The organism is Trinickia diaoshuihuensis, from assembly GCF_003390925.1.
Taxonomy (GTDB): Bacteria; Pseudomonadota; Gammaproteobacteria; order Burkholderiales; family Burkholderiaceae; genus Trinickia; species Trinickia diaoshuihuensis.
The window spans coordinates 49,488-60,063 of record NZ_QUBS01000072.1 but is presented as its reverse complement, the minus strand read 5'-3'; the positions used below and the strand labels follow the sequence as shown (position 1 = coordinate 60,063).

Below are 10,576 nucleotides of genomic sequence, written 5' to 3'. Positions count from 1 at the left end.
TGAGTAGGCTTTCATTCATGCCGATTCTACCGCCCCCGGACCTCGTCTAAGATTCAGACGACACGACAACTATTCTGACGCCGGGGGATGTTCGAGGTACGCAGACAGACGCAGCTTGTCTTTACTCATACAGGGACCGCTTGGGCCAAGACATTCGCCCGGAACTTGATCGAAATGGCTTTGGGCGTCAGAACGTCAACGGGCACACCAAGTAGCTCCTGCAACTCGTACTGAATCCCGCCGATATCAAGCAGCGACGTGTCCGGCGTCGGATCAACGAGGATATCGAGGTCACTGCCGTCTTCGTCCTCCCCACGAGCCACGGACCCGAAGACGCGCGGATTGGTTGCGCGGTTGGCAGCGACGATGCGCAGTATATCCGCGCGGTGCTGGCTTAGTGCCTCAGACGGTCTCATGAATTTCTCCCTCGAAGGACTTCACGATTGTATGCAGGGCGTAGCATATCAGCCACCTTTCAGTCCGCTCTTGTCCGGTCGTCAATCAGCCGTGCGATAGCGGCACGAGCGAGACCCGGTAACGCCCGATGATCCTTCGAAGTATCGGGCATCCGATAAGTCTTCATAGCCCTCGGATTTATACCGCTGGCGATCGCGAGTTCGTCCCAAGTGACGCCAAGCGACCGCGACTGCCCGCTTGGTAGACGCCGATGCGCGACGCTCTAAAACTTCGCCCGAATCCCCACGGTCGTGAGCCACTGGGTATTGGTCCCAGAATTGACGCCGTACGACCCGATCGATGCGACGGCAGGCACGAGCGCACCCGTTTGCGATAGCGTCGTGCCGCTTGCCCTTTGATAACCGGTGAGCGCATAGAGCGAAGTGCGCTTCGACAACGCGTAGTCGAGCCCCGCGTTGACCTGGTTGTAATGCGCCGATGCGGGCCCCGTCAGCGACGTGTAGTTGTAGCCCAGGCCCACTAGCACCGCGGCCGTCGGTCGATAGTTGAAAAAGGCAGCGCCCGTATTGAACTTAGCCGTCGTGCGGAAAGCCGAGAACGCATCGTCCCCGTACTGCGTATTGCTATACGAAATCCCCGTCGTGAACGGGCCGAACGCGTATTGAGCCGCCGCGCGGACGATCTGAATCGACCGAGCCGACCCGAAGCCCGAATTGATCGCCGTATTGAATAGCGTATCGGATGTACTGCTCCAGCCTCGCAATCCGTTGGTCAGCGTATTGCCGCCGTTCGCATGGAAGTAGGCCGCGGCAAGGCCCAACGGGCCGTTCGAATAGACGCCACCGAAGCTGAACGTCTGACCGTTGCCCGTGCTGCCTGCCACGCCGCCGAACGCATAGAGCGCCTCGAACTGAAATCCGGCGAAAAGCGGGCTGATGTATTTGACCGAATTATTGACACGCAAGCTGTTGTCGTAATTGTCGAGATCGCCCGGCGTCGCGAAGGTCCCGCCGAAATAAGCATCCTCTGTCAGCGGCTGAACGACGTCCACGACCGGATCGTACTGCCGGCCCAGCGTGACCGTGCCGAACGATGTGCTAGTCAAACCGACGATCGCCTTGCGGCCGAACTCGCGGCTGCCTTGGCCAAGCGTGCCCGTGGCGATGTTAAACCCGTTTTCCAATTGAAAAATCGTGGCGAGTCCGCCGCCCAGGTCTTCCTTGCCACGCAGCCCCCAGCGATTGCCATAGGTGTTACCGCTGCCAAGCTTGAACAACGAACTCTGGTTTCGGCCGTTGGGACCTTGAGCGTTATGCACATAGGCAATGCCCGCGTCGAGCACCCCGTACAACGTAATCGCGGACTGCGCATGCGCACTCCCGGCAAAGGCGAGCGCACCGATCGCCGCAGCCGCGGTGAGTTTGAGTGAGTGGTTCTTCGTCATTTTTGTAAGATCTTTTCGCGTCGTGAGTCAAAAAAAGCGCCATGCGGGTTAGAGCAGGCGTCGCCGAAGCGTATCGGGGCCCGCTTCGGGTTGTCCAACGACAAATCCGCATATCGATACGATCGCGCTAGATATTGGGGCCGGCGCGTCCGGCGCCGCGGGAGCCTCTGCGGCGAACGAGTCAATCTGTTATTAATAGGCCGCGTACCGATGGCGAGATCGTGCAGCCGCACCGCATCGTCGATGGGAAACTTGCAAGCGAGGAAACGTGCCATGAGCGATGAGCCGAGCTTTTTCAACTTGTACCGTCATAACTTCGCTCGCGTTGCCGTGGCGGTGCCGCGGTCCCACGTCGCGGATCCGGCGGCCAACGCGAGAGAGACGATTGCGCTCATGCGCGAAGCCGATGCGCGCCATGCCGCCTTGACGCTATTCCCCGAACTGGGCCTGTCCTCCTATGCGTGCGACGATCTATTCCATCAACGCGCCCTGCTCGACGCTTGTTTGGCCGCGCTGAACGATGTATTAGCCGCGTCGCGCGACATCGAGTCCGTCTGTATCGTCGGCGTGCCGCTGGAAATCGAAACCCTGCTCTTCAATTGCGCGGTCGTCGTGCGGCGCGGCCGGATCCTCGGAGTCGTGCCCAAGACCTACCTGCCGAACTATCGCGAGTTCTACGAGCCACGGCAATTCGCACGCGCCGACCGCTTGCTGCACGAGTCCATCTCCTTGCTCGGGCAATCGGACATCCCATGCGGCAACGCATTGCTGTTTCGCTTCGAGCAGCAACCGATGCTGACCTTTCACATCGAAATCTGCGAAGACTTATGGGTGCCCATTCCGCCGTCGTCGTTCGCGGCGTTGGCCGGCGCGACGGTCTTGCTCAATCTCTCGGCCTCGAACGTGACGGTCGGCAAGGCGGAGTTCCGGCGCGAACTGGTCGGCGGCCAATCGGCCCGGTGCCTCGCGGCGTATGCGTATAGCGCGGCGGGCTACGGCGAATCGACGACCGACCTCGCGTGGGACGGCCACGGTATCGTCTATGAAAACGGCAATGCGCTCGCGCAAACGCGCCGCTTTCTCGATGCCTCTCAATGCATCGTGGCCGACATAGACTTGGACCGGCTCACGAGCGAGCGGATGCGTCAAACCACGTTCGGCGACACGGCGCATGCGCACCGAGCCGAATGCGCGCGCTTCCGGACGATTCCGGTCGCGGCCGCCCTGCCGCGCACGATCCGCCTACCGCTCGAGCGCGTGTACGAACGCTTTCCTTACGTGCCGTCGGATCCCGCCTATCGCGACGAACGCTGCCGCGAAATCTACGACATTCAAGTGCAGGGTCTCGTGACGCGCATGCGTGCCGCCAAGGTATCGCGGCTCGTCATCGGCATCTCGGGCGGGCTCGACTCAACGCTCGCGTTGCTGGTTTGCATGCGCGCCGTGACGGCGTTGCAGTTACCGAACACAGCCGTTGTCGCCTGCATGTTGCCGGGCTTCGGTACCAGCGAGCGCACACTGGACCAAGCGCGCCGCCTCGTCGCGGCGCTGGGCTGCGAAGCACGTGAAATCGACATTCGCCCGAGCTGCGAACGCATGCTGCGCGATATCGGACATCCCTACGCGAACGGCGAACCCGTGCACGATTTGACGTTCGAGAACGTGCAGGCCGGTGAGCGAACGAGCCATTTATTCAGATTGGCCAACCAGGTAGGCGGCCTCGTCGTTGGGACCGGCGACCTTAGCGAGCTGGCGCTCGGCTTTTGCACTTACGGCGTGGGCGATCATATGTCCCACTACGGCGTCAACGCCAGCGTGCCGAAGACGTTGATCGAATATATGGTCCGCCGCAGCGCGCAGTGGGGGACGCTCGGAGAGCAAGCGAGCAAAGCCTTGATGGACGTGCTCGACACGGACATCAGCCCCGAACTGATTCCGCCCGGCGCGGCGGGGCAAATGCAACGAAGCGAGGAAACCGTCGGCCCCTATTCGCTACAGGATTTCAATCTCTACTACCTGCTGCGCTTCGGCTATCGGCCATCGAAGGTCGCGTTTCTCGCATGGTCCGCGTGGCATGACGTCACGCGCGGGTCATGGCCGGATATCCCCGATGAGAAAAAGCGCGCTTACGACATCGGCACAATCAAGCACTGGCTCGGCGTTCTAGTGCAGCGCTTCTTCGGCGGGCAGCAATTCAAACGAACGTGCCTGCCGAATAGTCCCAAAGTGGGTTCGGGCGGCTCGCTGTCGCCGCGCGGCGACTATCGCGCGCCGAGCGATTCGACGGCCGATGCTTGGCTCGCGGAACTCGCCGCGGTGCCGGACGAGGAAGACCGCGGCTAATCGTACGCACCGGATATCGGTGCCCAAACCACATCCACTGCCCGGGCGGCCGCGGCCGCCCCCGCCACGGCAGCCCTCAAACCACCGAAAGCGAATGCGGCGCTGCTTGCTGCGCTATCCCTGAGCGGGCCTCCTGTCGCACCGTGGGCACGACGTCGGACGTCGAGCGATGCAACCGCCACCAAACCGCCTTTCCCCTTTCCGGCAAATCTTCGAGCAGCGTCGTGCGCTTGCGCAGGATTCGATACTGGTCGTCGACCGCCCCAAGATATCCGGCTCGATTCACGAGCGTGACGTAATTGGCCGTCCCGTATTGCACGTGCGGCTCAAAGTCGCCGGCCGGCGTGACTCGCCCGTCTCGCCCCACGGCCAACTCATTCGAATACGACAGCCACCAAGTACAAGAGTCGATTCTCCCCGGCCGCCGTTCCGCCATGATGGAGCGATCGTCCAAATGGCTGACCGAAAGCATCCGCGATTGGCCTTTGTCGTCGACCATATGCAAGCGAACGCGGTCCGCGAACGCGATTGGATCGCCCCATTTGCGTTTTGCCCCAACCACCGGCAGCACCCGCCATTGATAGTCGGCGCCTGGAAACTTGTCCGGCTCGGCAACCTCCGTCGTCAATTGCAACGGGTGACGCCTACCGGCGTTTCGCGGAACGATTCCTAGGAACAAATGCTCGTCGCTTTCGCAACTTTCCAGCACGACGATATCTCCGTACCGCACTGCATCGATCATTTCTCGCCCTCGGTTTTTGTTTAATGAATGAATGCTCAGAAACCAAGTAATCGCACTATTGCGACGATGAACAACAAATCTGTATATTTGTGCGCTGCCGCATTCGCGAAAACTACGAAGTGCGGCCCGGCCTCGGTCCCGAAGGCCGAACCATCAAAACATGAGGCATAAATCGACGCGTTAGGACGGCGAGCGCGCCTTTCCGTCGTACCTCGCGAATGGGAGAAAAATATCCGTCTCCCTGGCGTAAATCGGAAGCGGGCGCCGAGGATCGGGCCGATGCAGCGCCGATCGCCGCACCCGTGCCCCGCCGCGCGCACTGCTGCGATTGCCGCGTTGCTTCGAATCGCAATACATGAGGTGCCTCGCAATCGATGCCACGGTTGCCTAGCCCAACTCGCTGCCGCGTTCACGTTCCGGGAATACGACTGCCGCGAGATACGAATGAGCCCGACTCATCTCAGCAACGGCAGGCTCTTTTATTTTTAGCGGACGGCATCCAGTACGTGATTGCGTTCATTTCGTCTTGCCCGCCACGTCATGCATCCCGATTCGCATGATCATTATCGAAATTATAACTTTAAATGGAATTTAGTAAGCGGTTGATTGCCTGTCAAGCGAAAGGACGCATTTCACCCCCTGTTATAAATCAGAGTTGCAGCGAATTTTTCCACATTTTCCAAAAGTCACGCGCGTCGAACCAACATGTGAGTGGAGTCGCTCCACGGCACGACGAGAAAAGACCCGCGAAGTCGTCTCGCGCAATATTGCGCGACTCATCCAACAAGCTGAAATTAACATTTGTTATGAATTAGACAGACATAAAACGGCGAAGCAAAAATAGTCGAACCTCGTTATCTATCGAGTCGCCGATATTTAAGAATGTTTTAGTTTCTTGGATCTCAGGATTCTCCGACGTAATTTACGGCTCGCGCTTCGGCCATTGGTCGAAGCTGCCGAAGCATTTGACCATGGGGCAAGTCGCCCCGGCTGTCGTTGCCGCCGTTCGCGAACGCGAAGGGTCGTATCCGCGCCCGATAGGAGCAGTGCGGGTAGCGGCACCGGCCTTTTTCGCCAATAATGCCCCCATCGCGATCGCTGGACGGGAGCGGCCATGGAACACCAACCCGAAGCCATTCGTACCATCGCATTGGTCGGCCACGCGGGTTGCGGCAAGACCTCGCTCATCGAGGCGCTCCTCTACCGAAGCGGCGCAATCCATGCCGCAGGCAGCATCGAACGAGGCACGACGGTCTGCGATTTCGATCCGCTCGAGCGCAAATATCGCCATTCGCTGAATTCCGCCGTCGCGCACCTCGAATACCAAGGCACGCGCGTGTATGTGCTGGACACGCCCGGCTACCCCGACTTTTCAGGTCTTTCCCTGAGTGCCTTATCGGCGGTGGAGACCGTTGCGGTGGTCATCAACGCGCGGACCGGAATCGAAATGACCACGCGCCGCATGATGGCGTGGGCCAAAGAGCGCAAGCTGTGCACGATCCTCATCGTGAACGGCATCGACGGCGAGAAGGTCGACTTGCCCGCTCTCGTCGCTCAGATCCAGGAGGCGTTCGGGAAGTCTTGCTTGCCGATCAACCTGCCCGCGCGCCAGGCGCATGCGGTCGTCGATTGCTTCTTCACGCCCGCGGGCGATGCCGACTTTTCCTCAGTCGCCTCGGCGCATGACGCCCTCATCGATCAGGTCATCGAACTCGATGCCGGTTTGATGGAGCTTTATCTGGAGCAAGGGGAAGCGGTCAAACCCGACCAGTTGCATGCTCCGTTCGAGCAAGCGCTGCGCGAAGGGCATCTGATTCCGATCTGCTTCACCTCGGCCGCGACGGGTGCGGGGGTCCAGGAACTCTTGGACATATTCGTCCGTTTATTGCCGAATCCGTTGGAGGGCAACCCGCCGCTGTTTTATCGGGACGTCGATGACCACCGGCAAACGGTACGAGCGCAGCCGGACGCCGGCAAGCACGTGCTCGCGCACGTGTTCAAGATCGTCGTCGATCCATATATCGGGAAAATGGCCGTTTTTCGCATCCACCAAGGCACGGTACGGCGCGACGGCTTGCTTTATATCGGCAGCGCGCGCCAGCCTTTTCGCGTCGCGCACTTGATGCGCCTGCAGGGAAAGGACCATATCGATATCCCCAGCGCGGGCCCCGGCGACATTTGCGCGACGGCCAAAGTAGACGAGATCGGGTACGACGCCGTACTGCACGATGCGCAAGAGGACGGCGACATCCACCTCGCCCCGCTCGATTTCCCTAATCCGATTTACGCGCTTGCGATCGAACCCGAGCGGCGCGGCAACGAGCAGCGTCTCTGGGAGACCTTGCAAAAGCTGGCGGCCGAAGATCCCTGCTTGCGCATCGAACACCCGGCCGGGACGAACGAAACCGTCGTGCGCGGGCTCGGGGAACTTCACCTGCGGCTCATGCTGGAGCGGCTGACCGACCAATATAAGCTTGCCGTAATCACTCGACCGCCGAAAATCGCCTATCGCGAGACGATCGGCGCCGCCGCCGACGGACACTATCGCCATAAGAAACAAACGGGCGGCGCCGGGCAGTTCGGCGAAGTGATGCTGCGGGTGGAACCGCTGCCGCGCGGCGCCGGCTATGAGTTCGTGGACGCGGTCAAAGGCGGAGCCATCCCCGGCCAATTCATGCCCGCCGTCGAGAAGGGCGTCCTTCAGGCGATCGAGAGCGGACCGCTAGCCAGTTTTCCGATGCAAGACGTGCGTGTCACGGTCTATGACGGGAAGCACCATCCGGTCGACTCGAAGGAAGTCGCATTCGTCGTCGCCGGTCGTAAAGCGTTCATCGACGCCGCACTCAAGGCACAGCCGCTCCTGCTCGAACCGATCGTCGATTTCGAGGTGACGGCCCCCGAAGCCGCGATGGGCGACATCATGGGCGATCTATCCGCGAGGCGCGCTCAGGTTCAAGGTTCGCGTCCGATCGGCGGCCACAGAGTGGCAGTCTCGGCGAAGGTGCCGCTCTCCGAGTTGACCGAGTATCAATCGCGGCTCAATGCCATGGCGGGAGGCGAAGGCCAGTACAGCATCCAATTGAGCCACTACGACCCGGTGCCGCCGCATCAACAAGGCAAGCTCGCGGCGCAATACAAGCGGCACGAAGAGAGTGCCGGATAATCAAACGACTGTTGACCGGCCGGCGATTGTTCGACGCGCCGCTCGCCCCAAAGCGGGCGAAATCTACTTGCGCAAAAAGACGAGCAACAACTCGACGAACCCCCACAGCATGAGCACGGAAATCGCCGCGGGGATCGTCAGCAATCCCGCCCAACCCGCCATGCTCATCGTGGCGAGCAGCTCGCCGAAATCGTGTCCGCCGACGACGCAGGGATAGATACCGGCCTCGTCGAGACGGCATCCGTGGGCATCGGCGATCGCACCGGCAATGGCAACCGAAATAAAAGGCGCGATGCCGACCAAGATGATCAGCAGCACAATCGTTAGACGGCGTTTGTTGGGTGTCATGGCGCGGTGCGCAGTGTTGGGCCGGAGCGAAGCGATGCCCTGTATCGGCAACATACTACAAGCGATTGCTTAGGTGCCATCGCGTCGCGCGCCGGGGTTCACCGGGGTGAGCGGCGACACCGTCACCGCCAACCCCCGCCCTTCGGCGCGATTGTGTAATGTAATGCGCGCGTGGTGCCGATCGGCCACCCGCTGCGCAATGGCCAGTCCGAGGCCGCTACCCTCGCCTTGCGTATCCGCGCCGCGATAAAAACGATCGCACACGCGCGCAAGCTCGTCTTCGGCAATGCCGGGTCCCGTATCCCTCACTTCGAACGAAATACCCGCCCGATCGCGGGACAGCACGACATCGACACGCCCGGCTTCGGGCGTATGCTTGATCGCATTGTCGAGCAGATTGTTCAGCAGTACCGACAACGCATTGGGTTCGCCATAAACTTCGAAGGCGTCGTCCCCGCTTGCGGGCGCTAGGACCTCCAATCCGAGGTCGATCGACTTCGCTTCCGCCAGCAGCGAAAAATCGCTGACGGCCTGCTCGGCAACGCGGCGCAACGCAACCGGGGTCAACGCCGTGCCGGACGACTCGGCATCTTGGCGCGCGAGGGTCAGCAACTGCTGCACGAGCCGGATGATGCGATTGAGCCGCGCCTCGATACTTTGCACCGTATCGCCTTCGCCTTTGATCGAACCGCTGCGCTGCGCGGCTTGCAATTGCAGCTTCAAGGCCGTCAGCGGCGAACGTAACTCGTGCGCCGCATCGGCGACGAAGGTCCGCTGCGCGCTCGATGCCGCATTGAGCCGGGACAGCAAGTCGTTCAATGCATCGACGAGCGGGAGAATCTCCACGGGCACCGAGCCCGCGAGCCGGACCGGCTCCAACGCATCGAGCGAGCGCGTCGACAACATCGCCGACAACGCCCGAATCGGCGCAAGCCCCCGTCTCACGACGAATAGCACGAGCGCAATCGTCAACGGCAAGAGCAAGCCGAGCGGCCACAACGTCCGCAATGCGAGGCGCAGCGCGAGCGCTTCCCGCACCGAGACGGGCTGCGCGACTTGGATAAAGCGCTCGGGCTGCCGCAGCCCGAAGACGCGCCAATGTTTATCGTGCCGCTCGATCGTACGAAACCCCTCGGCTAGCCATGCGATGTCCGGCGCGCCCGCCGAGCGGTAGACGAGCTGGCCCTGCGCATTCCAGACGGCAATGGCAATCCGGTCGTCCGAAAGGTCATGCATGGGCGGCCGGGCGGTCGCCGCCATGCTCGGCGGCAACGAATCCGCCACCGCGTGCAGTTCGTAGTCGAACAACTCGCTCGCCTCCTCGTGCGCCGTCCGGAAGATGGCGTAGCCCGCCCCGAAGGAGGCCGCCGCGAAACCGAAGATGAGCCAACCGAGCAACCAACGCCGAATCGACGTCATTCGATGCGCCTCAACCGATATCCGACGCCGCGCACGGTCACGATCTGCTCGGGGCCGAGCTTGCGCCGCAGGCTATGCACGTGCACTTCCACCGTGTTGCTGCCGACCTCCTCGCCCCAGCCGTAGAGCTTCTCTTCGAGTTCCGCCTTCGTATGCACTCGGGCGGGCGCCTCGATCAGCGCCCGCAGAAGCGCGAACTCGCGCGGTACGAGCGCGACGGGCGCGCCGTGCTTCGTGACTTCGTGAGCGGCGGGATCGAGAGCCAATTCGCCATGCGTGTAGACCGGCTGTTTTTGTCCCGTGCGCCGGCGCAAGAGCGCCCGCACGCGGGCGGCCAACTCGTTCAAGTCGAACGGCTTGACGAGGTAGTCGTCGGCGCCGGTGTCGAGGCCGCGCACACGTTCGTCCACGGCGTCGCGCGCCGTCAGAATGATGACCGGCGCCGCGCCGCCCGCGTCGCGATAGGCGCGCAGCACGGCTATGCCGTCCTTCTTCGGCAAGCCGAGATCGAGCAAGACCAAGTCGTATACGCCGTTGCCGAGCGAAAGCTCCGCTGCGCGGCCGTCCTCGGCCCAATCGATCGCGTAGCCGTCCCGGCGCATCGTGTCGAGCACGGGCTCCGCGATCATTCGATCGTCTTCGATCAGCAGCAGGCGCATGGTTCGTCGGTTCCGAGGTAGGGATGCGTAGCGAGCATCGC

8 protein-coding genes are annotated in these 10,576 nt (G+C 61.6%); 2 read left to right on the top strand and 6 right to left on the bottom strand.

Annotated features, from left to right (window positions below; all coding sequences use genetic code 11):
• Positions 1 to 125: 125 nt before the first annotated feature.
• Complete coding sequence (locus DXT59_RS14625) at positions 126 to 416, bottom strand: nucleotidyltransferase family protein (protein ID WP_116137613.1); 291 nt, start codon at positions 414 to 416, stop codon at positions 126 to 128.
• A gap of 263 nt (positions 417 to 679) precedes the next feature.
• Complete coding sequence (locus DXT59_RS14620) at positions 680 to 1,861, bottom strand: porin (RefSeq protein WP_116137612.1); 1,182 nt, start codon at positions 1,859 to 1,861, stop codon at positions 680 to 682.
• A gap of 273 nt (positions 1,862 to 2,134) precedes the next feature.
• Here DXT59_RS14620 and DXT59_RS14610 point away from each other — a divergent pair, with 273 nt between their 5' ends.
• Entirely contained in the window at positions 2,135 to 4,204 is a 2,070-nt protein-coding gene (locus DXT59_RS14610) for an NAD(+) synthase (protein WP_116137610.1), read from the top strand.
• A 76-nt stretch (positions 4,205 to 4,280) separates the two neighbouring features.
• Here the strand turns inward: DXT59_RS14610 and DXT59_RS14605 are convergent, their stop codons facing one another.
• Positions 4,281 to 4,946 carry a hypothetical protein gene (locus DXT59_RS14605; protein WP_116137609.1) on the bottom strand — a complete coding sequence of 222 codons (666 nt, stop codon included), beginning with the start codon at positions 4,944 to 4,946 and terminating at the stop codon, positions 4,281 to 4,283.
• A 1,114-nt stretch (positions 4,947 to 6,060) separates the two neighbouring features.
• Here DXT59_RS14605 and fusA point away from each other — a divergent pair.
• Complete coding sequence (gene fusA / locus DXT59_RS14600; protein WP_116137608.1) at positions 6,061 to 8,109, top strand: elongation factor G; 2,049 nt, start codon at positions 6,061 to 6,063, stop codon at positions 8,107 to 8,109.
• A gap of 63 nt (positions 8,110 to 8,172) precedes the next feature.
• On the opposite strand, the gene DXT59_RS14595 is transcribed toward fusA, so the two are convergent.
• From DXT59_RS14595 to DXT59_RS14585, 3 genes are all read right to left on the bottom strand, one after another.
• Complete coding sequence (locus tag DXT59_RS14595) at positions 8,173 to 8,457, bottom strand: hypothetical protein (RefSeq protein WP_116137616.1); 285 nt, start codon at positions 8,455 to 8,457, stop codon at positions 8,173 to 8,175.
• A gap of 69 nt (positions 8,458 to 8,526) precedes the next feature.
• Positions 8,527 to 9,876, bottom strand: coding sequence for an ATP-binding protein (locus DXT59_RS14590; RefSeq protein ID WP_116137607.1), 1,350 nt, complete (start codon positions 9,874 to 9,876; stop codon positions 8,527 to 8,529).
• Positions 9,873 to 10,535, bottom strand: coding sequence for a response regulator (locus DXT59_RS14585; RefSeq protein WP_116137606.1), 663 nt, complete (start codon positions 10,533 to 10,535; stop codon positions 9,873 to 9,875). The genes DXT59_RS14590 and DXT59_RS14585 overlap by 4 nt, the downstream gene beginning before the upstream one ends.
• Positions 10,536 to 10,576: the final 41 nt, after the last annotated feature.

What these genes read in the sequence shown, in the direction of transcription:
- DXT59_RS14625 (WP_116137613.1), bottom strand. Translation starts at nt 416, where the DNA reads ATGAGACCGTCTGAGGCACTAAGCCAGCACCGCGCGGATATACTGCGC.
- DXT59_RS14620 (WP_116137612.1), bottom strand. Translation starts at nt 1,861, where the DNA reads ATGACGAAGAACCACTCACTCAAACTCACCGCGGCTGCGGCGATCGGT.
- DXT59_RS14610 (WP_116137610.1), top strand. Translation starts at nt 2,135, where the DNA reads ATGAGCGATGAGCCGAGCTTTTTCAACTTGTACCGTCATAACTTCGCT.
- DXT59_RS14605 (WP_116137609.1), bottom strand. Translation starts at nt 4,946, where the DNA reads ATGATCGATGCAGTGCGGTACGGAGATATCGTCGTGCTGGAAAGTTGC.
- fusA (WP_116137608.1), top strand. Translation starts at nt 6,061, where the DNA reads ATGGAACACCAACCCGAAGCCATTCGTACCATCGCATTGGTCGGCCAC.
- DXT59_RS14595 (WP_116137616.1), bottom strand. Translation starts at nt 8,457, where the DNA reads ATGACACCCAACAAACGCCGTCTAACGATTGTGCTGCTGATCATCTTG.
- DXT59_RS14590 (WP_116137607.1), bottom strand. Translation starts at nt 9,876, where the DNA reads ATGACGTCGATTCGGCGTTGGTTGCTCGGTTGGCTCATCTTCGGTTTC.
- DXT59_RS14585 (WP_116137606.1), bottom strand. Translation starts at nt 10,535, where the DNA reads ATGCGCCTGCTGCTGATCGAAGACGATCGAATGATCGCGGAGCCCGTG.